The sequence below is a fragment of the Vibrio sp. Hal054 genome, from assembly GCF_037162405.1.
Classification (GTDB): Bacteria; Pseudomonadota; Gammaproteobacteria; order Enterobacterales; family Vibrionaceae; genus Vibrio; species Vibrio diazotrophicus.
Genome location: NZ_JARLUT010000002.1, coordinates 956893 through 978583 on the forward strand (window position 1 = coordinate 956893; position 21691 = coordinate 978583).

Annotated in this window: 19 protein-coding genes; 8 read left to right on the forward strand and 11 right to left on the reverse strand. The window is 44.2% G+C overall.

Annotation, left to right across the window (positions count from 1 at the left end; genetic code table 11):
* Nucleotides 1-4: 4 nt before the first annotated feature.
* The 4 genes from P4S58_RS20410 to P4S58_RS20425 form a co-directional block, all read right to left on the reverse strand.
* Nucleotides 5-874 carry a peptidyl-prolyl cis-trans isomerase gene (locus tag P4S58_RS20410; protein WP_180980523.1) on the reverse strand — a complete coding sequence of 290 codons (870 nt, stop codon included), beginning with the start codon at nucleotides 872-874 and terminating at the stop codon, nucleotides 5-7.
* A gap of 7 nt (nucleotides 875-881) precedes the next feature.
* Nucleotides 882-2714, reverse strand: a complete 1833-nt coding sequence (locus P4S58_RS20415) for a DUF3604 domain-containing protein (RefSeq protein ID WP_102953204.1) — start codon at nucleotides 2712-2714, stop codon at nucleotides 882-884.
* A 172-nt stretch (nucleotides 2715-2886) separates the two neighbouring features.
* Complete coding sequence (locus P4S58_RS20420; RefSeq protein ID WP_337165459.1) at nucleotides 2887-5271, reverse strand: arylsulfatase; 2385 nt, start codon at nucleotides 5269-5271, stop codon at nucleotides 2887-2889.
* A 9-nt stretch (nucleotides 5272-5280) separates the two neighbouring features.
* Nucleotides 5281-6552: an anaerobic sulfatase maturase gene (locus P4S58_RS20425; RefSeq protein WP_337165461.1), complete on the reverse strand. Its 1272-nt coding sequence runs from the start codon at nucleotides 6550-6552 to the stop codon at nucleotides 5281-5283.
* Between the two features lie 82 nt (nucleotides 6553-6634).
* On the opposite strand from P4S58_RS20425, the gene P4S58_RS20430 reads away from it, so the two are divergent.
* Nucleotides 6635-7513, forward strand: a complete 879-nt coding sequence (locus P4S58_RS20430) for a LysR family transcriptional regulator (protein ID WP_337165850.1) — start codon at nucleotides 6635-6637, stop codon at nucleotides 7511-7513.
* A 123-nt stretch (nucleotides 7514-7636) separates the two neighbouring features.
* Here P4S58_RS20430 and P4S58_RS20435 read toward each other — a convergent pair whose 3' ends face one another.
* Nucleotides 7637-8056 (reverse strand): hypothetical protein, encoded by a 420-nt coding sequence (locus tag P4S58_RS20435; protein ID WP_337165463.1) that lies wholly within the window; start codon nucleotides 8054-8056, stop codon nucleotides 7637-7639.
* A gap of 239 nt (nucleotides 8057-8295) precedes the next feature.
* On the opposite strand from P4S58_RS20435, the gene P4S58_RS20440 reads away from it, so the two are divergent.
* Nucleotides 8296-9672, forward strand: a complete 1377-nt coding sequence (locus tag P4S58_RS20440) for an MFS transporter (RefSeq protein WP_337165465.1) — start codon at nucleotides 8296-8298, stop codon at nucleotides 9670-9672.
* Between the two features lie 65 nt (nucleotides 9673-9737).
* Here the strand turns inward: P4S58_RS20440 and hmpA are convergent, their stop codons facing one another.
* Both hmpA and P4S58_RS20450 read right to left on the reverse strand, forming a co-directional pair.
* Nucleotides 9738-10928 (reverse strand): NO-inducible flavohemoprotein, encoded by a 1191-nt coding sequence (hmpA, locus tag P4S58_RS20445; RefSeq protein ID WP_337165467.1) that lies wholly within the window; start codon nucleotides 10926-10928, stop codon nucleotides 9738-9740.
* A 169-nt stretch (nucleotides 10929-11097) separates the two neighbouring features.
* Nucleotides 11098-12300, reverse strand: coding sequence for an NnrS family protein (locus P4S58_RS20450; RefSeq protein WP_337165469.1), 1203 nt, complete (start codon nucleotides 12298-12300; stop codon nucleotides 11098-11100).
* Between the two features lie 182 nt (nucleotides 12301-12482).
* On the opposite strand from P4S58_RS20450, the gene norR reads away from it, so the two are divergent.
* The 6 genes from norR (at nucleotide 12483) to P4S58_RS20480 (ending at nucleotide 19758) form a co-directional block, all read left to right on the forward strand.
* The gene (gene norR / locus P4S58_RS20455) at nucleotides 12483-14051 is read left to right on the forward strand and encodes a nitric oxide reductase transcriptional regulator NorR (RefSeq protein WP_337165851.1); all 1569 of its coding nucleotides are present in this window, start codon (nucleotides 12483-12485) and stop codon (nucleotides 14049-14051) included.
* Between the two features lie 200 nt (nucleotides 14052-14251).
* The gene (gene hcp, locus P4S58_RS20460) at nucleotides 14252-15925 is read left to right on the forward strand and encodes a hydroxylamine reductase (RefSeq protein WP_102939962.1); all 1674 of its coding nucleotides are present in this window, start codon (nucleotides 14252-14254) and stop codon (nucleotides 15923-15925) included.
* 54 nt (nucleotides 15926-15979) lie between these two features.
* Complete coding sequence (locus P4S58_RS20465) at nucleotides 15980-17035, forward strand: hybrid-cluster NAD(P)-dependent oxidoreductase (RefSeq protein ID WP_337165470.1); 1056 nt, start codon at nucleotides 15980-15982, stop codon at nucleotides 17033-17035.
* Between the two features lie 203 nt (nucleotides 17036-17238).
* Entirely contained in the window at nucleotides 17239-17616 is a 378-nt protein-coding gene (locus tag P4S58_RS20470; RefSeq protein ID WP_337165471.1) for a DUF3316 domain-containing protein, read from the forward strand.
* 89 nt (nucleotides 17617-17705) lie between these two features.
* Nucleotides 17706-18398: a heavy metal response regulator transcription factor gene (locus P4S58_RS20475; RefSeq protein ID WP_102965130.1), complete on the forward strand. Its 693-nt coding sequence runs from the start codon at nucleotides 17706-17708 to the stop codon at nucleotides 18396-18398.
* Nucleotides 18391-19758 (forward strand): heavy metal sensor histidine kinase, encoded by a 1368-nt coding sequence (locus tag P4S58_RS20480; RefSeq protein WP_337165472.1) that lies wholly within the window; start codon nucleotides 18391-18393, stop codon nucleotides 19756-19758. Before P4S58_RS20475 ends, P4S58_RS20480 begins: the two co-directional genes overlap by 8 nt.
* An 89-nt stretch (nucleotides 19759-19847) precedes the next feature.
* On the opposite strand, the gene P4S58_RS20485 is transcribed toward P4S58_RS20480, so the two are convergent.
* The 4 genes from P4S58_RS20485 to P4S58_RS20500 all read right to left on the reverse strand — a co-directional run bounded on the left by P4S58_RS20485 (nucleotide 19848) and on the right by P4S58_RS20500 (nucleotide 21687).
* Nucleotides 19848-20189 (reverse strand): hypothetical protein, encoded by a 342-nt coding sequence (locus P4S58_RS20485; protein WP_337165474.1) that lies wholly within the window; start codon nucleotides 20187-20189, stop codon nucleotides 19848-19850.
* Between the two features lie 196 nt (nucleotides 20190-20385).
* On the reverse strand, nucleotides 20386-20865 hold the full coding sequence (locus P4S58_RS20490) for an AAA family ATPase (RefSeq protein WP_102939957.1): 480 nt from the start codon (nucleotides 20863-20865) through the stop codon (nucleotides 20386-20388).
* Nucleotides 20866-20892: 27 nt separating this feature from the next.
* A complete protein-coding gene (locus tag P4S58_RS20495) occupies nucleotides 20893-21237 on the reverse strand; it encodes a hypothetical protein (RefSeq protein WP_102965127.1) in 345 nt (114 codons plus the stop codon).
* A gap of 105 nt (nucleotides 21238-21342) precedes the next feature.
* The gene (locus tag P4S58_RS20500; RefSeq protein WP_337165475.1) at nucleotides 21343-21687 is read right to left on the reverse strand and encodes a GNAT family N-acetyltransferase; all 345 of its coding nucleotides are present in this window, start codon (nucleotides 21685-21687) and stop codon (nucleotides 21343-21345) included.
* Nucleotides 21688-21691 lie beyond the last annotated feature (4 nt).

Below are 21691 nucleotides of genomic sequence, written 5' to 3' on the forward strand. Positions count from 1 at the left end.
AAAATCATGGCTGGCCATACTCTTGCATTACTTGCTCAGGAACATTGTTAGCGCTGATTTGAACCTGATACTTATTCAACAACTCCTGAAACATATTTTTTTGAGCATCAATTACGGCGTAGTATTGATATTGCTGCGCTACATATTCTTTTATCTCCTCATAGGGCGCGACATGTGAAGGCTCATTCTCAGTCACTTTCACTAAATGAAATCCTAGCCCAGAATGGATAGGCCCCACCCATTCACCAACAGGCTGCTCCATTAGAGATGCAGAGAATTCACCACCAAATGCGTTATCTAACGCCCGCACAGAAGTAAGCTGCCATTCAGCGGGAACACCCAGTTTTCTCAACCTATCTTGTGGTATTTCACCACCAGCATTCAGTTTGACCAACGTACTGTCCATCTGCTGTTTATTCGCTTCAGAAGGTAGATACAGCACTTGTTCAAACGCTAACGCTGAAGGCAAAGTAAAAAGATCTGAACGTTGCTTATAAAACGCTTTGAGATCATCCTCAGTCGGCGGCTTCATCAAAGTGCTTAAATCACTCGCAACGGCCTCCATTTTCTGAGCTAAACGAGTGCGAATAATGTCATCGTCTTGATCTAGCCCCATACGTAATGCTTCACGATAAAAGACTTCTTGGCGCAAATGGCGATCAATAATCGCCGCCACATCTTCTGGCGCGGGATCTCGCTTCCACTGTGCCTTCCAAAGTGTCTCTAAGTGGTCGAGACGGCTTTGATCAATAACAATGGTGTTCTGATCGTTCTCTGCTGAATCCGAAGGATTAACCCAAGACCAAGCTGAGAACAGTAATCCACCCAATACAACAAAGTGAACCAGCGGCTCTCTAATCATTTTTTTAATCATACTGCTGTTACTTTGCCTCATACCAAATTGGTGAAGCCCACGCGCGTTCAACAATCTCTCGTTTAACATCGTCAGGATATTTCACACCTGAACGTAGCTCATCATATAAAGTCCAGCGTGCAGTTGGCAGTTGCAACACCCGTACGTAGTAAAATGCTTCCTGTTTAGGATCCCAGTTCGGGTCAGTCCATACAGTCATCAGCTCCGGATCACCTTTTTTGGCGTTGAATTCACCAGTTTTGAGGTTAATTGGAGCGTCAATTGGCGTTACCGAACCATCTTTTTTCAGACGTTTGCCAGAAGCAGCCACGTTATAAATGGTGTCTTTCATTTCACCATTTTCATACCAACCCTTGATAATCTGAATGCGATCTAGGTTAGGCCCAATTGGGTCTTTCATCGCCCAAACAAGAAACTGCGGTGCTTTTTTGCCTTTGTAATCACCACCCATAGGCACACCTTTTTTGTAGCCATCAGCAACCATCGTCTCATAGCTGTCATATTTGCTGGCAAAACCTTGACCGGCAAAGAAACGCACCTTCATTCTTGGGCCACTTGTGGCGTAGGTTTCTTTGGCTAACATTGAATCCCAGATAGCGCTTCGGGTATTCGATTCCGCCCAAACGGCGGTTAACGAACCCGGATTAGAGTCCGCAATCAACATCTCCCCTTCGAGCATCGATTTCGAACGAACTTCAGCGTTTCGATCTGCATAACCATGGCTGCCCACGGTGTAGTTGTCTTCCTCAACATTACTTGGTGTACCGTTATGGCTGTCTGTACCACCAACAAAGCCGTATTTGAATGGGTTGATTCCCAGCTCAGAATTGTACTTAATGCCTCGCCCTAACCCATAACGAACAAAGTTTTCTTTCACATAGCCACGGCCATTGAATTTTTGGATTGAAGTCGCATTTTCAAAGTCCGCAAACTCATCGTTCGGCCAGAAATTCGGCACCACTTCGGAGTTGCCTTTCACCTGCATCATTTCGATTAGAGGTTCCATGCTGGCGCGCGTTTTCGCATATTCTTTGTTAATCGGTACGCCAGTTAGACTTGCTTCTGCGAACAATAACCCTTTTGATTCATTGGAGTTATGAGGAATAGCAAATACTTTTTTACCTTCATCTCGCTGGGTTTGCATCCACGCCCAAAGCATTTCCGGATCGGCACCATCGTTTGAGGAGAAGGGCATGTCCGGTACATTGGTATCACGGAAAAACACATTTCGGTGCTGGTTTGAACCTCCGGGAGCAGAAGTCCACTCATAAGCATGAATAGTGGTAAATTTGCCCGGCTTATAATTCTTCTCTGTCGCTTCGAAGTTTTTCTTCCATGTGGATTTGATCGCTTCAATACCTTGGAAGAACTCAGGGTGAGGGTCTCCACCGCCAGCTAAAGGAGCGAGAACATATTTGCCGTAAAGTTGTAATGCGGTTTCAAGATCAGGCGCTTCACGAAAAGCGACAGCGACCTTGTTGTCATAACCCGGAGCACCTTTGTTCATGAGGCTGAAAGCTTCACCCATAAATTCGGAGTGGTCAGTCACCGCAACAAAGTCCAACGGGCGCTTAATTTTATGCATGCTACCGTTAACCATGATCTCTTCGCCTTGAGCAAAGCGATACGCGTCATCAGGTGTGAGTCTGTTTCCCGCAATAAAAGCATCCATAGAAACACCAGTGTGGACATGTTGTTCACCAAAATAAGCTTCTTTTAATGGATTCTTAGGAACGTCTTTTTCAGATATTTGAGCTGCAGCGGTTGAAACGAGAAATAAAGGAGTAATGCAGCCAGCCGCCATGGCAACTGCAATTTGGGATAACTTCCGGGTGTTCATTCAATAATCCCCCGATTATTTGTTAATCAATGAAAACACACACAATGAATGCAAAAAAATGCATATCTAAAAATGGCACTTACTGGCATGTAAGGCAAGTTTGTAAAGTGGAATCTCAACGTTTTTATAAAAAAAATGCCAACGGTTAAGGTTGGCATTTTGGTTTCGGTATTTATTGGATTATTGGCTGCGTAGGAGCAATTTCCATATCCACTTTCTTGATAGTACCGCTAAACTTGAACGGTGCTTTTTCAGTGTAAACAGGCATAACAGGAGCACCTAAATCAACACCGATATCCAGTGTTTCAGTAGCAGAAAAACGAGCTGGAACCACTTTTTCTACTTTGCCTTCACCCACTTTCTTATCATTGATGTACAGTTCGACTGTGCCGCCATTGAAGTCTTTCAGGAAGCGGAACGGCTCTTGTTTGTAAACTGCAGAAAGTTTTACATCGCCAGTAGGAATCGAAGAGCTAGACTCGATGGTGTAGTAACCTTTACCAAAGAAGTTATAGCCGTACACTAGCTTGCCATTGTCAGTATAGAATGACAGACCCGCAGAGCTTCCGCCCATAGCCAGTAATACACCATCCGCTTTCTGACCTTTTGCTACATTTACGTAAGCATCGATACGGTGATCGCGTTGGTATATATCCGGAGCAGAACCTTCAGGAATACGATTTGCACTCGCTGTATAGCTGAACTTCGTTTTACCCTTAGTCAAAGAAGGGCGTTCAGGGTTAGACACACGTTCTGCAAATCGGTCATCCAAAGGATACACTTCATTGATCTCAGCTTGATGGTCGAACTCTTTGATCATCTGTTTCAACTTGTTAGGCATCTGTTTCGCTAGGTCATTCGCCTCAGAGAAGTCTTCCGCGACATTGTAAAGCTCCCAGGTCGAGTTTTTAAATCCGACCGAACCACTTAGCTGCCAAGGCACACCATGGAATGATGCAGCAATCCAACCATCTTTATAGATAGCGCGGTGGCCACCAGTTTCAAAATACTGAACAGTACGATGTGACTTCTCTTGTGGATTGTTGAACGAATAAACCATGCTGGTACCAGCCATTGGCTTTTGCTCTACACCATTTACTGATTTCGGCGCTGGGATTTTTGCAGCTTCAAGAATTGTTGGCGTGATGTCCACCACATGGTGGAACTGACTTTGAATCGCGCCAGTGTTCTTGATTTTCGCAGGCCAAGAAACGATTAAACCGTTACGTGTACCACCGAAATGAGAAGGTACGCGTTTCATCCATTGGAAAGGTGTTGAACCAGCCCATGCCCAACCTACAGGGTAGTGGTTTTCATGCTTCTCGTTACCTAACTCGTCAATATATTTAAGCTGAGATTCAACAGTATCTGGCACACCATTTTGTGTCATTACGTTGTTAGTTGTACCCGTTGGCGTACCTTCAGCACTCGCACCGTTGTCGCCCACAATGTACATAATCATGGTGTTATCAGCATCTGGCATACTTTCGATTTTGTCGATCAAGCGACCAACTTCATAATCAGTGTATGCAAGGAAACCTGCGAACACTTCCATATGGCGAGCATAAAGTCGTTTCTGATCTGCACTCAAGCTATCCCATGACTCGATCTCTTTTGGTCGTGGTGTCAGCTTAGTGTCTTTAGGGATGATTCCCATTTTTTTCTGACGAGCAAATACCTCTTCACGGTATTTATCCCAGCCCATATCAAACTTGCCTTTGAACTTCGCTATCCACTCTTTAGGCGCGTGTAACGGAGCATGAACTGCACCCGGAGCGAAATAGGTGAAATAAGGTTTGTCTGGGTTGATCGATTTCTGTTGGTCAATCCAGTGAATAGCGTTATCGACTAAATCTTCATTCAACTGATAGCCATCAGACGGTTTCTTTGTTAGTTCAACTGGCGTTGTATCGTTAAATAGTTGCGGCTCCCACTGACTGGTCTCACCACCATGGAAACCATAGAAGTGCTGGAATCCCAAACCCGTTGGCCACTGCTCAAATGGACCTGCGGGTGAAGTTTCCCAGTCAGGCGTGTTGTGCCACTTACCGTATGCACTGGTGCTATAGCCATTGTCTTTTAAAACTTCTGCAATGCTGGCTACTGACTTAGGCCAAATTGTGCTGTATGCAGGGAAACCTGTTGAAAGCTCAGTGATGGTTCCGAAACCGACTTGGTGATGGTTACGTCCCGTCAGCAACGCGGCACGAGTTGGAGAGCTGATCCCTGTAGTGTGGAAGTTGTTATAGGTCACACCGCGTGCAGCTAATTTGTCGATGTTAGGTGTTGGAATTAAGCCACCAAAGCGTCCGGCTTGTCCAAAACCTAAATCATCCAACATGATGACCACTACGTTCGGCGCACCTTCCGGAGCTTTGATCGGTTGAGGATAATCAGACTTAGATTGATCGTACGTTTTGCCTATCTTGCCGTTAAACTCCGCGGTTTGCTGAATAGGTAAGACGGTTCTATCGATAGTATGTGCAGGCGCAGCGTAGCTTGCTGATGAAATCAACAAACTCGTTATCGCCACTATCGGCTTTATTTTTGTTTTCATTAAGTTTCCTTAGGCACTTAGACGTTGTTGGAGAGAAATCTGGCTATTCACTACTTTGGCGTAGAATTTTTTTAGACCAGGGCATAAATAATTGAGTCCAGATTCTCCTTGCGCTGTCTTGGTAAAACGGTTTTTGGGGCATTCACCAAAACACAAAGAGAGGAAAAAACACTGACGACAATCCGAAGGCAAATCCGATGTTTTCGATTTACCAAAAGCTTGCTGTTTGTTTGAAAACACAAGATCGCCCATATGAGTCTCAGCGATGTTGCCGAGCTTATATTCGGGATAGACAAAATGGTCACAGGAGTAGACGTCACCATTGTGTTCAATGGCTACCGCCTTTCCGCAGAACTCAGCTGACACACATTTCTGTGCACCAAAGCCGAACATTTGTGAGATAACATTTTCAAATTGGTCAACGAACACTCGTCCGAAATCTTGCTTGAACCATTCGTCCCAAATCGTGGTCAAGAATACGCCCCATTGACTCGCACCGACTGACCATGCCGTGAGGTAGCTAGTTTCATCCTGTGGTGCAAGGCTCTTATTACCAATTTGGATGAGATCTTTTGACTGCCATTTATTGGGAGCAGTAACGGTGAAATCTTTGGGTTCAACACAGGGAATAAACTGAATAACTTGCGGCTGCACTTCATCACGCAGAAAACGATAAACTTCCAGAGGAAAAGCTCCGTTATCTTGGTTAACAACACACAGAGCATTGAAAGGAATTTGGTATTTTTTAAGTAGTTCGATCGCCGCCATAACCTTATCAAACGACGATTTTCCAGCTCTATTGACTCGGTGGATATCGTGCAGATGTTTTGGACCATCAATAGAGATACCCACTAAAAATTGATGCTGTTTGAGAAATTGACACCAAGTGTCATTGAGCAAAATGCCATTGGTTTGCAGATCATTGAGTATGTTTTGATCAGGCTTTTTAAACTGATTTTGAAGCGCAATCACTTTTTCAAAAAATGGCAACCCCATTAGAGTGGGTTCACCACCTTGCCAAGTAAACACAACCTCATCACCAGTTTGCGCTTCAATATACTGCTTAATGTATAACGCCAAAGCCTCATCACTCATACCAGCATGTGACGGTTGCTCTAAAAGCGATTCTTTATGTAAGTAAAAGCAATAGCTGCAGTCTAAGTTGCAGCGAGACGCCGAAGGTTTAGAAACCGCATGAAAGCGGTAGACATCATTATCTAACTTTGGGAGTTGTAACTTTGGAGATTCTATATAACTAAAATTAGCCGATTCCGTTGCCATAGCCGTACTCATCTACATAAAAATTATGAAATTAGTGTAGACTGTGAAAATTAATCATGCATGGAATACTTGGTGTGACAAAATGGAAAACAAGGTAAACCTCAACCTAATTAATACGCTGATATTATTAAAAAAACATCGAAGTATGCGGACAGTCGCAAAAGTTTTGGGTAAGTCTGAAAGCGCAGTGAGCAAAGATCTGTCCAAACTGCGAAACGAATTTTCAGATAGTCTATTTATTAAGACGCAAAATGGCTTTGAAGCGACTCATTATTTAGATGAAATCTACGACGATTTGGAATCAGCGTATTTTCAGCTAGTGAACGTGGTCAATAAACCGATTGAGTTTCAGCCACATCTTTATCAGGACTTAATTACTATCGCGATTGCCGATGCGGAATATGACCATATTGTTTCTCACCTCTACCCCAAATTAATGAAGTATTTCCCCAAAGCAAAATTCAACTTTGTTACTTGGAAACAGGAAAGCCTAGAGAATTTGCTTCAAGGAAATATTGATTGTGGTGTGCACTTACAAAACGACAGCTATTCCAAAGACTTCTATCAGAAGACGTTAAAAGTGGACCAAATTGTTACCGCCGTTCACAAACACTTTGGCATAACGCAATGGCAAGAAACCAAACAGCTTCCTTTTGTGTTTATTGATGTTCCGGGCTGGAATGAATTCAGCTATCGATTTGAAGACATACTGCCGAAAGAGCACAAACAGGACATCACTTATTGCGTGCGGGTAGACAAACTGGCTTCAGCGCTGAGTATCGCTGCAAATTCGCGTACTGCAATACAGTGCCCCACTCGCTATCTGGATGATAACTTCTCTGTTATCCCTTATCCCAAAGGTGTGAGTTTTGATGTAGCTTACTCGTTCTACTGCTTGCAGACTAAACGGCATAGCCCGTTGATTCAGTTGTTACATCAACTGATTAATGAATGCTATTAAATTGGGTGGAACAACAGGTAAGCCCTTGTACCTATAAGATGAGCAAGCTTGGAACTGTGCATAGAATACAAACGCCAAGCTCTTAAACTGTCAGGAATAATTCTATAACTAATGCTCCAGTCGCTAACGAACGGTTTGTTGAATCTTTTCTGCTTGTGCTTCGAAGATCAGTTTGACGCTTTGTTTGTTGGTTTTGGCAATCGAAATCCACTGCAAACCTGTTTCATCAGAATGCTCAAACTCCACTTGCAATTCGTATTTCCTCACCGATAACAGAGCCAAAACCATTCCCGCAAAAATCGAAAACGGCCCTGCGTAAATACCGAAGTAATTGGGAGTGACAATCCAAACCACACTGGAAGCAATCAAGCCAAATATAATCAGCCTGACAGCATGATCTTTTAGCGTATTCGTTTTCACTCTGGAACGTTTTATTTGTGCCAGCGGATACTCGTCGTTATTAAATTTAAGCGTGGTGTTATTAATGTTGAAACTACGCGCAGTAATCATCTTGCTCTCCAACTCTTGCAACGTCAGCATCATCTACCGCTCATAGCAAAGTTTGAACTTAAATAAATACTGATTTCCAACAATGAGAAATGGTCAGAAATTCAATGACTTTTTACTGACAATTTAATTACTCAGGAAAATAAAATCAGAAAATTGCTTATTTAATAACAGTTGGATAACCGTTAGACTCTTTAGAACTAGATGCTCTTTTTCCTCCATAAATTCTAATAATCGACTCAACTTAACGCAGGTAGGCACCTTAGGGATTTTTAATGACAAACCCGCTACGTACTTTCACAGCACTATATGGCACAACACTTCTCACCGTTTTGGCGAGTGGCTTACTCACAACCTATTTAGGTCTCAGACTTTCAGCAATGCAGGTCCCTGAATTATGGATTGGGGCCATGATGTCTGCGTATTACGCAGGGCTAGTTGCAGGTTCTAAAATCGGGCACAGATTGGTTGCTCAGGTCGGCCACATTCGTGCCTTTGTCGCCAGTGCAGGCATAGTCACAGCATCCGCACTTGGACACGCATTGGTGGACGACTTATCAATCTGGATTATCCTCAGACTGATCGTTGGTGTCGGGATGATGTGTCAGTACATGGTGTTGGAAAGCTGGCTCAATGAACAGGCAGATAATAATCAACGTGGCGCAGTATTTGCGAGCTATATGATTGTTTCTTATTTGGGGTTGATTCTCGGCCAAGGCGCGATCAGCTTCTACCCAGATCTAGGTTTAGAGCCTTTGCTGCTTATCGCTATCTGTTTTGCTTTGTGTATTGTACCAATTGCGCTGACCAAACGAATTCACCCAGATCCATTGGTTCCTGCGCCGTTGCAAATTACTTACTACTGGAAAAAAGCGCCTCAGGCACTAACCACAGTAGCGATTGGCGGCATGATTGTCGGTTCTTTCTATGGTCTTGCTCCTGCTTACGCAAGTAACCTTGGTATGCATCCAGACCAAGTCGCCACTTATATGACCACCACCATCATGGCGGGTTTGTTGGCTCAATGGCCTATGGGTAAACTCTCAGACATGATTTCCCGTAGCAGCCTAATCAGAATTAACTGTGTATTGCTCGGCGGCTTAACCGCGGCTATCGCGGTTCTGCCACATCAGGATCATTTATCTCTGGTGATGACTTTCCTGTTCGGTATTTTGGGGTTCACCTTATATCCTTTGGCAACAGCTCTAGCAAACTCTCGTGTTGAACAAGGTGAGCGTGTGGGATTATCTGCCACTATCTTGCTGACATTCGGTCTTGGTGCTTCTATCGGGCCACTGATTGCTTCTACCATCATGCAATGGTTTGGCAATCAGATGCTTTACGGCTTTATGGCTGCGTGTACCTTGGTAATGTTTTTCCGTTTGCAATACATCAACTCTCGCCAGAAGAAGGCCGAAGTTTCGGTATCGGAAGACTACATTATGGCAACGGGTGACTTAGTGTCCTCCCCTCTTGCTGTAGCACTTGACCCTCGTGTCGATGTGGAAAGCGTTCAGGAAGAAATGACACCTTCGTTTGAAGCAGAAGAAGAGAGCGAAGAGGACGACGAGGATTACCAAGATGATGAAATTGACGGCGACCACGATGACATTGTGATTGTAAACGCCGATATTGAAGATGAACGTAAGTAATCACTTCTCCCCTGCATACCGATAGTTAATGTCCCCCAAGCTTTGCGGCTTGGGGGATTTTCATATTAGGCTACGCCACCAGAACCAAACGCTTCTGCATATATTTGCGTCTCCGATACACCAAGTTGACGAAGCTGTGTCATGTAATGAGACATGAACGCCATTGGTCCACACAGGTAGTAATCCGCTTGGTTAAAGTCTTGTGGCAAAACATGAGTTAGATCGAACGGAGCTTGTTGTGCGCCGTTGTCCTGATTGGCTCCGTGATCATAGAAATAGTTCACCTTCATCCCTTTTTCGGCAAACTCATCGGTGACCAACTTAAATGCATGAACTTGAGGGTTGCGAGCACTGTGAATGAAATGCACTGAACCTAAAGCATCTTTCTTATTCAGATAGCTGCTCATTGCCATCATAGGCGTAATACCCACACCGCCACTTAGCAGCACGATTGGACGCTCGCTCTGTTCATTCAGTACAAATTCGCCATACGGCGCAGAGACTTCAATCACATCACCCTGTTGGATTTCACCGTGCATATGGTTAGACACAAGCCCAGCAGGTTTGTGGTCTGCCGCAGACTCTTTTTTGATTGAGATTCGCAATGTCTCCTCATTGGGAGCTTGAGACAAACTGTACTGACGAGGCTGATACAGCCCCGTTTCTTTGACGAACACGCGAACGCTGATGTACTGCCCCGGTTTGAATACCGGTAGTGTTCCGCCATCTGTCGGCTCAAGATAGAAAGAGGTGATTTCTTCACTTTCTGCTACTTTGCTGCGAACACGGAACGGACGCCAACCTGTCCAGCCTTGCGCCTTTTCTACAGACGCCTGATAGAGCTTAGATTCCACATCAATAAACAGATCGGCCAACTGTTGATAAGCCGCAGCCCAAGCATCGATCAATTCATCGCTTGCAGCATCACCCAGCACTTCTTTGATTGAAGCTAAAAGGTGTTTACCGACAATGCCATACTGCTCAGCTCGAATGCCTAAACTGGTGTGTTTGTGCGCGATACGCTCAACAACCGACAATAATACGGAAGGATCATTAATGTTTTCAGCATACGCAAGTACAGCCATAGCTAACGCTTGAGGCTGATTGCCAGTTTTTTGATGCGATTGATTGAAGACGTTTTTCAGCTCAGGATTATGTTTGAGCATCCGTTGATAAAAATAGGTAGTCAGTGCGACACCACTCTCTCGTAAAACAGGAACGGTGGCTAACACTAATGACTTTTGACTTTCTTTCATTTGAAATTTCCTATGCAATTTCTTTTTAATTATCTATTTATTAATAATAAGCAAGTTATAGAACTTGAGGGCTCAACGTTGAATAACAAACGCATCAAGCCATTAGTCGTATTGAAATAAGAATAGTTGAGCAAGACTAATGGCTATGAACGTTTGTCTGTTGATGGGGTTATCCTGGGTGGCCGTCAGCTCGTGGGCGTAACAGCATGGTGCCAAATTTCAGGATGAATAAAGTGAATGCGATGATCCAAAGCGCTGCCGCGATATCCACCATCAGCAACATGTACTGCGGCCAGAAAGCGACACCAAAACCTCGCACAAAAGCAGCAAGCACGATGGCTGCAAACGCCAGCCACATATTTGGTCCTTGATAAATCATTCGCCCTGTATGTCCCATAGTCACACGCGAGATCATCGATAAGATAAGCCCGCCAATCGCTCCGATAGCGATCACGTGTAACATGTTGTGGGATACAAACAGGCCGTTAGGAATCCAATTTAATTCCGCTAACGCTTTGATAAGCAGCCCTGAAGGGATGCAGGCATAAGTCAGATGCAACGACCACACTAACGGCTCTTTTAGCGTTGTCCATGGCTTCCAACGTAGCCAACGAGCCAACTGCATCACCGCTGCGAATAGCATGATAGCTGGGCTAACTTGTTCACTGGTTAACGGGAAAAAGCTTAAAGCAAACAGCATAACCAACGGCGTATTGGCCGCAGCATCCAACCAAAGCAGAGTGTTCGCTTTCTCGAAGTTAAATCGACGTGCGGTGAAAAACGGAATCACTCGCCCGCCCATAATTGAAATAAGCAGTACAAACCACCACAGCATCGCCTGCCAGACCGCAATTGAAGGGAAAGGAGGCATACCCTTGATGGTTGCGTAACTGGCGTAGTTCGCCACAATGGCCAAGACAAAAAATGGCAAGAAGATCAGATTACGATAGCCTTTGGCTTTCACCACTCGAAACGAAATCTCATACGCAACTAAAGCGAGAAACAGCGCTTCAATAGAAGAGGTTAGCCAAAGCGGAACGTCTGTCCAAAGCAGCACTCTCGGCAGTATCCATAGTGTAACAAGCACGCCTAACCATTTGTCTTTGGTGCCATTCACACCTGTCCAGTTCTGAACGGCGGTTAGTAAGAAACCAGCCACAATCGCCATGGCAAAGCCAAAAAACATTTCATGAACGTGCCACCACAAAGCGGGAACTCTTAACTGAGCGGGCTGACCGTGTTGAAAGGCATATACCCAAATGCCAATCGCGATAACTGAATATACACTGCCAAATAAAAAGAAAGGTCTGAAGCCTAAGCGCAGAACGGGGATGATTTTATCTTCTGCACTCTTATCGGTGATGTTGAGCATAAACGCGCGATTCCTAACAATACATCTAAATAACGAAGTAATAGTTATTGCACGAATCAAGCCAACTTTAACTTATTGATTTTTAATAACTTACATTTTAAGCCCTTGACAACTGCGTTGTAATAAACACATCATCAGTTCGTTTTTGTCTTAACGTAGAAGCCCAAATGGACACACATGTCATCAAACCATCCATAGAACAAGTACTGTTGAACATTGCGGTAGAGCTGAATATGGGAGAGCCTTCCACTCAGCACTACCAAAAATTGATTGATGCCCTGCAACAACTACTTCCCTGTGATGCCAGCGCTCTATTTACACTCGACAACGAAAAGCACTTAGTACCGATTGCCATCAGCGGTTTGTCATCTGAGGTATTCGGACGCCGCTTTCTGCCTGATGTCCATCCGCGTTTGGCAATGATCTTAGCCAACCGTAAACCGGTGCGTTTCCCGGAGAATTCAAGCCTACCAGACCCTTTTGACGGCTTACTGAGTGAAGATATCCACCACAGTATTGATGTTCACTCTTGCATGGGGTGCAGCTTATACGTGGGCGATACTTTGGTTGGTGCGCTAACGCTGGATGCGGCAAAACCCGGTGCTTTCAACAGTATTCCAGACAAAACCATTGAGACTTTTGCAGCGCTTGCTGCGGGGATCATTCGCAATATCAGTCTGTTTGAAGCATTGAATAAAGCCAATCGTCAGCAACATTCCGTAAATCAATTGCTGATTGACGAAGCGAGAAGCAAAGGCGGAAAACTGGTTGGCGTTAGCCCCCAGATTAAGCGACTCAGAGCCAACATAGAGATGGTCGCGCACTCGAATTACGCGGTTTTGATTAGCGGCGAAACGGGTACGGGCAAGGAAGTGGTTGCTCACCAAGTTCACGCGCAGAGCCTACGCAGTGACAAGCCTATGGTTTATGTAAACTGCGCGGCGTTACCCGAATCCATTGCTGAAAGTGAACTATTCGGACATGTAAAAGGCGCGTTTACCGGTGCCAACAGTTCACGTGCGGGTAAATTTGAACTGGCCGATGGTGGCACCATTTTCCTTGATGAAATCGGTGAACTGCCTTTGCTACTGCAAGCTAAGCTGCTGCGAGTGATTCAGCAAGGTGAAGTACAACGAGTGGGCGCAGATAAAAACCACATCGTAGATGTTCGTGTCATCGCGGCAACCAATCGAGACCTCGCTCAAGAAGTAGCTGAAGGACGTTTCCGCTCCGACCTTTTCCACCGTTTGAATGTTTTTCCAATTAATGTCCCTCCACTTCGAACTCGCGAAGGTGATATACCTGTTTTGGTCGGATACATACTGGATAACATTCGCCGCCAGTTCCACCTGAAAACACTGCACATTCATCCTAAAGCACTGCAATTATTAGAAAAACAGTCTTGGTTAGGTAACGTCAGGGAGCTGGAACATACCTTAATGCGTGCGGGCTTACATGCTATGAGAACGCAATCAGAGCTGATTGAACCTCTCCATTTTATGAACGATTTTGACTTGTCTGAACAAACAGCAAATGGAAAGACGAAGAGCAATACTTCGCCTCAACTTCCCAACTCTTCAATACCCATGCGTGAAGCGGTAGAAGCGTTTCAAAAGCAGCTTATTGAACATGCACTACAACTGAACAACGGTGTTTGGTCTCAGGCGGCTGCATTTTTACAGATGGACAGAGGTAACTTGTTCAAAATGGGTAAAAAACTGGGCGTACAAGCCTGTGAATCTTCCAAATAAATGTTATTCGTTGTATTAAAAACAACGTGCGATGTATTTATAACAACAACAATTTTGTTCACAAAATAAAAATTCTTATAAAATCAATAAGATAAAAACTGGCATACTCTCTGCAATACCAGCGATGAAATTTAAAGGCCGCTTAACGCCCCCTTCGCGTTAAGCGGCCAATTTTAATACTTATCACTGGAGCCCCAACTATGTTCTGTATTCAATGTGAACAAACCATTCAAACCCCTATCGCAAAAGGTTGCGCGTATTCGCAAGGTATGTGTGGAAAAACAAGTGATGTTTCTGATCTACAAGATATTTTAGTTTATACGCTACAAGGCGTTTCATTCTGGGCTCAACTTGGCCGTGAATATCAAATTATCGACACTGAAATCGACGAATGGGCGCCGAAAGCCTTCTTTGCAACACTGACTAACGTAAACTTTGATGAAAAGCGCATCGTCGAGTTCGCAAACCAAGCTTATCAATACAAACAAAGTTTAGAACAGCGAGTCAGAGCCGCAGCAACGTTAGCTGACAAATCAATTCCTGAGCTTTCCCCAGCGGCTCAGTTTGAACTTCCAACGGATCGTGAAGCACTGTTAAAGTTTGCACCTTTAGCCGCAGTAAACCGTGGTCATGAAACCGTCGATCCTGATGTGATGGGTTTACGTTTACTCTGCTTGTACGGCTTAAAAGGCGCAGCTGCCTACTTAGAACACGCCCGTGTTTTAGGACAAAGTGATGTAGAGATCCACACTGAATATCATCAAATCATGTCTTGGTTAGGTACAGAACCACAAGATCTCAATGCACTGCTTAACTGCTCAATGCAAATTGGCCTAATGAACTACAAGATCATGGCCCTATTAGATAAAGGCGAAACGGAAACTTTCGGTCACCCTGCACCAACGCAAGTCAACGTAAAAACAAAGAAAGGCAAGTGCATTCTTGTGTCTGGACATGATCTGCATGACTTAGAAAAAATCCTGCAACAAACCGAAGGCAAAGGCATTAACGTCTACACCAATGGTGAAATGTTACCTGCTCATGGTTACCCAGAACTGAACAAGTATCCTCATTTAGCGGGTAACTACGGTAGCGCTTGGCAGAACCAGCAAAAAGAGTTTGCTAACTTCCCGGGTGCAATTGTGATGACATCAAACTGCTTACTGAATCCAGAAGTAGGTCAATACGCCGATCGCCTATTCACTCGCAGCATTGTCGGCTGGCCGGGCGTATCTCATTTAGAAGGTGATGATTTCTCAACAGTGATCGAATGTGCATTAGCTCAGGAGGGATTCCAGCATGATGAAATTGAACAGATGATCACTGTCGGCTTCGGTCGTAATGCCTTAATGGAAGCGGCACCGGCTGTGATTGATCAAGTTAAACAGGGCAATATCAGCCACTTTTTCTTGGTAGGCGGTTGTGATGGCGACAAAGCAGAGCGCAACTACTACAACGAATTTACCAAACAAACGCCAGAAGACAGCCTGATCCTGACTCTCGCTTGCGGTAAGTTCCGCTTTAACAAAGAGCAACACGGTGAAATTAACGGTATTCCTCGCCTTCTCGATGTCGGTCAATGTAACGACTCCTACTCAGCGATTCAGTTAGCATTAGCGTTGGCAGAAGAATTTGACTGTGGTGTCAATGACCTACCACTGACACTGGTATTATCTTGGTTCGAACAAAAGGCGATTGTGGTTTTACTTACCCTACTCGCTTTGGGTGTGAAAGGTATTTACACCGGCCCAACTCAACCCGCATTTCTTACTGACAACTTAATGGCCATTATTCAGGACAAATTCGACCTAAGAGCCATCTCGACTGTTGAACAAGATCTTGCGCAAATCCTTGGCGAAAAAGCCGCTGCGTAAATGTGTTTAATGACAGGTGGGTATCGCCCACCTGTGCTTATTGAAGAGACGACTATGGAACAATTTCAATGGCCGAGCCAAGGCGCTGCACGCTTAATCTGTAAAAGCAGATGGCAGGAAACGCCGGATTGCATCAGTTTTACCTTAACCAGCGAAGAGCAAGACAAAACCTTTAGTTTTATTGCAGGGCAATTTGTGACTTTAGGGGTAAAGATTGATGGTAACACTGAGTACCGCGCATATTCTCTCAGCTCACTGTCAAACAAGACCGAAATGCAATTTACCGTGAAAAGGGTTGCTGGCGGTAAAGTATCGAATTATCTCAATGACCATTTACAAGTGGGTCAATCATTGCAGGTACTTCCGCCCGCTGGACAATTTCACATTGAGCAGCCCCATACCGATAAGATCTTGTTGCTCAGTGCGGGTTGCGGCATAACTCCGGTTATGTCGATGGCGAAAACACTGTTAGCAGACAGCCAAGACTGCACAGAGATACATTTCATTCATGCAGCAACCTGTGCAGAGCAGTTAATTTATCACGCTGAACTACAACAAATGGAGCAGCAGTATCCTCGTTTCAAACTCGACATTATGCTGGAGGATGCAACCAACACCGATTACCTAGAAGGACGTCTAACCCAAGCGGCGCTTGCCAATTACTGTCCGGATATCGCTTCTCGCACGGCATTTTTGTGTGGCCCTGTGGGCTTTATGCAAGCGATGAAAGAGAACTTAGCGTCGTTGGGCATGGATATGACGTTGTTCTATCAAGAAAGCTTTACGCCTGCTGAATCAACGCAACCAGAGGTTGAAGACACCAAGAGTAAAGCTGCGGCATTGGCGCATGCCACTGTATTTGTGCCGTCGTTTGGTACCGAGACTAAAATCGTTACAGGAAGCCTGCTTATTGATGCGTTAGAAAGTGCAAAAGTGCCTGTCATTGCGGCTTGTCGCAGCGGTATTTGTGGCTCTTGCAAATGCAAAGTCACCAATGGTGATTTCACTCGCACCAGTAGCGAAACCTTAACGGAACAAGAAATAGCCGAAGGATTCGTACTCGCCTGCTCCTGCCAGATTCATTCCGATGTTGAAGTGTCTCTGAACTAGTTATCACTCAGAGCCCTAACTCCTCTCCACATGACTTTTCTCCTTGATCAGCAGGGAGAAAAGTCATTCTTCATTTAAGACAAAAAAACTGCCTCGTGAGGGGATAGATCTTTATGACAAAATTGTCATATTCCTGAAAGGGGATAGTCAGAGGCGATATAGAATAATGCAGTCATTGAAAACAAATCGTAAAGGTAAACAACATGAAAGCAATTAAAACCGCCCTTTTTGTTACAGCATTAACAATGACTAGCGCTTCAGCATTCGCCCAACCACTTTTCCTCGGAGGGAACTATATCTCTCGTGAAGAGGTAAGAACGGTGTCTGTCGCACCAGCAACCTCTACTGAGCAGGCTTATCAGGAGGCTCTGTCAGAACTCAACGCTCTTAAACAAATGCCAGCAAATAAACTGAATAAAACGCTGAATCTCTCCCGTTTTGATACTAGTTCGAATAACACTCATCTAAAAGAAGGTGGATACATCACAGTGCAAGAACGAATGAACGAAACTGGTCAGCTCGAATACGTAGGCAGAGTGAACATAAAAGTGCATTACGCAGAGCGTGATAGCAATAACTAAACAACGTCGCGCAATAGAAAAGAGTATGACGCTATTTGCTCATGCTCTTTTTTCGATCTTGTACCACCCAACAAAATAGGTGATTACGCTTGAAATTATTAATAGTTGAAGATGAACGCAAAGCTGGAGAGTACCTGCAAAAAGGGTTAATTGAATCGGGATACATTGTGGATTTAGTGCACAACGGTGTTGACGGACTTTACCAAGCAACAAGTGAAGAGTACGACCTAATTCTACTCGATATCATGCTACCTAAACTGGACGGTTGGCAGGTTCTTAATACTCTACGTAACAGTGAAATTTATACACCCGTTATCATGCTCACAGCCAAAGAGCAGGTTGAAGACCGTGTACGTGGTTTTGAATTGGGCGCGAATGATTACGTAGTAAAGCCTTATGCATTTGCTGAACTACTGGCGAGAATCCAAAATGTATTCCGCCATCATGTAAGCTCTCCCTCGACCAACACCTCCCAAACGCTCCGTGTGGCAGATCTAGAACTCGATATGGTGAAGAGAGTCGCCACGCGCTCAGGGCATTCAATGTCATTAACGGCGAAAGAGTTTACGCTGCTCGAACTGTTGATGCGTAAACAAGGTCAGGTACTGTCACGCACAACCATTGCCTCTCTTGTCTGGGACATGAATTTCGACAGTGACACTAATGTTATTGATGTAGCTATCAAACGTCTGCGGAATAAAGTAGACAAGCCATTTGACAGACCACTTATTCACACCGTCCGAGGCATGGGCTACAAACTGGAAGATGCTGAGAATGCTTAAACTGTCACAACCTTTTTCGATGAGAAATAAGCTTGTATTGATGTTTATCGGCACAACTTTAGTGACTTATTTTTCATTCGCATTGGTACTGCAATACGCTATAGAGCGCCATTTCTATAATCAAGATTTCAGCTATGTCTCCAGTAAATTCAATGCTATCGACAGAGAAATTAATCAGTCACCACAAGCCCTATTCGAACAATCGAATAACAGCCCTCTTCTGATGTGGGTGTTTGAAAATGAAAATATCATTTATCAAAATTCTAATTTAACCCTCCCGAAAACACAGCCCCTCATCCCAAATTCACCACAAGCCTATAACCCAAGCAATGCCATCGAATGGGATGAAGACTCCCTCGCGCTTCGTGCATTTGCGTTCAATACGGGCAATTATTTAGTCGTGCTTGGATTGAGCATTAATCATCATCTTGTGTTTTTAGACAAACTGAACTGGATTCTTTTTTGGTCACTTGGTTTTACTTTTCTCATTTCATCCGCATTTAGCAGCTTGATTGTACATCGAGGCCTCAAACCCATCGCGGTGCTCAATGAACATATTCAACAAGTCTCTCCAGAACAGTTGGATATTCGTATTAAGCTAGAATCACTGCCGAGTGAACTGCGAGGTCTGGCAAACACACATAATGCGATGTTAGACAGGCTACAAATGGGGTTCAGACGATTAAGTGATCTCTCTTCAGATATTGCTCATGAATTGAAAACGCCACTAACGAATATTACGACGCAAAACCAAGTCATTCTTGGTGCATGTCGCACGCCAAAAGAATATCAAGAGGCCATTGCTTCCACTCTGGAAGAGCTAAATCGAATCACAAAAACCATCAACGACCTGCTTTACATCGCCAAGGCCGAGAACAAATTGATTCATCGTAATGATGAAGTGCTTGATGCGGTAAAAGAGCTCTCCCATCTGATTGACTACTATGAAATATTGGCTGACGACGCCTCGGTTAAGCTAGTGAACTCGGGAGAAGGGCGACTCTACATGGATAAAAACATGTTTGAGCGAGCAATGGGCAACTTACTTTCTAATGCGATTAGACACGCCTATGTTGGATCGACCATACAAGTTCAAGTGCAAGAACTCGACGAGCAGATAACGATCTCTGTAGTTAACCAAGGCGACACTATCCCTGAGGAAAACATCGCGTATCTTTTTGACCGTTTTTACAGAATAGATAAATCTCGCCAGCATGTCGGGAGTGTCGGTGCGGGGTTAGGACTATCAATCACTCAATCGATCGTCCAAGCCTATAATGGTGCCATCAGTGTGACATCGAAAGACCAGCATACTGAGTTCAAAATAACCTTGCCTTGCGCAAGATCTTTGGACCAATAGGCTCTACTCAAGAAAACCTTAAGGCATGAATGGTAACGCCATTCATGCCCTTTTGCCTGATATCAGAGTATCTGTGCTTCTGTTACAAATCAGGCATTAAACGACCTGCTACTGTCAGTTTTTAGCTCTGATTTCTCTCGTTGAATAGTATTTTGCTCACTGTTGTTAAGCCCACTCTCACTATCGGAGCCTTTATCTTTTGAACAATCTGACATCATGAACTTCATCATCAGTCCATGCACAAGCAAACACAAAATCAGAGGAATTAATGCTGAACCCATCAAGGCAAAACTAAATACATCCGTCGAATCGGAATAACTCAAGAAAACGACACCCAGCATCACTAATACGCATACCAGCATCATCCAACCATGCCCTTTATGCCCTCCATGATTAGAATGGCGAGGGTTGCTTTTGTTTTTAACCGTCATAACTTTTTCCTGCCCATAGTCTTTTTAACTGACACTCATCTTATACTTCTGTTTCTGTCAGTAACTGGGCAGTGATGATGACAATTTTGTCATGTTCATCTGTAGAGGCTCAAAAACCTAGTTCTAGAACACCAAAGGAATTCAGAACTTGATGATTGGTTAAGCTGGATACAAATCACAGCTGTGATAAACGAGGTTAATTCTCTCGATGAACCCAAACAACATCTTCATCCGGTGTCGGAATTTCAAACCAAGACCAGAACAAATCCAACATCTCCGGCGTCATTTCGTAAGACTTACCTTGCAACTCCGAGTTACGGGCGGTCGCTCTTTGTTTACATACCTCAAAAGGAACATCCAAATAGTGCATTTCGCTCTCAACCCCTAGGCTCGATGCCCACTCGATAAAGCTACTGCGATCAGTTTTACGCCAAAAACCGAAATCGAAAATCACGGGTACACCAAGCGAAAATAGCTGCATCGCGGAACTCTTAAATAATTCTTTCAGTGTTGCTAAACGACGATCAAAGACTTCCCTCTCCATATGTTCGCCGTAAAGAGGAATCATCCATTCATCAATTGAAAAGCGAAAGGCGCCATGAGCTTCAGCAAGCTGTTTGGAATAAGTGGTCTTGCCTGCCCCAATGAAGCCGCATACAAAATAGATTTTGCTCATAATTTCTCTTTAGTTCAGTACGGCAAGTTATGCTAAATCTCGCCATATCCAGTTCGAATGAATAGCACTTCCGGGCCCATAGCGGCGTTGTTTCATCTCCAAAACAGCCCAACACTCTTTTATTTCCAGCTCGATATCGTAGGTAATTTTATAGAATTTATAAACAAAATCAGGATCTTGATATTCAGAACTAAAAGGACAACGTGATCTTTTTATCAAATCAATACTAACGATACTTCCGCCAATCGAACGAATTTTGTTATTGATGGCAGCCATTCTTTCGCGTTCAGACTCTTTGGAAACTCTCATCAAGAGCCAGACGGATACCCCGCCAGCGATGAAGGTAAGCAAGAAAGCGAGTTGTAAGCTCATACTAGAACCCCAGATTATGTGCACCCGAATGTAAGTATAGGCGGGGTTCTAGAGCAAAAAGTCCACTTACGTAACACAATAAATGGATTTACAGCATTTATCGCTTTAAATCTCTACGATGTCGTACTGCATTTCGATCAGTTGATGCTCGCCGACAACTTCCACCTCTTGGATAAACTTAAAGCCAAATTTTTCGTAGTAACTTCTCAGGTAGCTGTGAGCATGAATCTCGATTGAGCGTACTCCAATTTTTTTGGCATGCTCAATTAAAGCTGAGACCAGTTTAGAGGCAATCCCTAAACCTCGACTCTCTTCGCTAACCGCGACTCTCGCCATTACTGATGAGCCATCTTGATTCAGTTTTAAACGCGCAGTAGCAATTGGTTTTCCCTGTTCACTCACAAGCGCATGCAGTGAATCTTCATCTAAACCATCCAGATCTAATACCAATCTG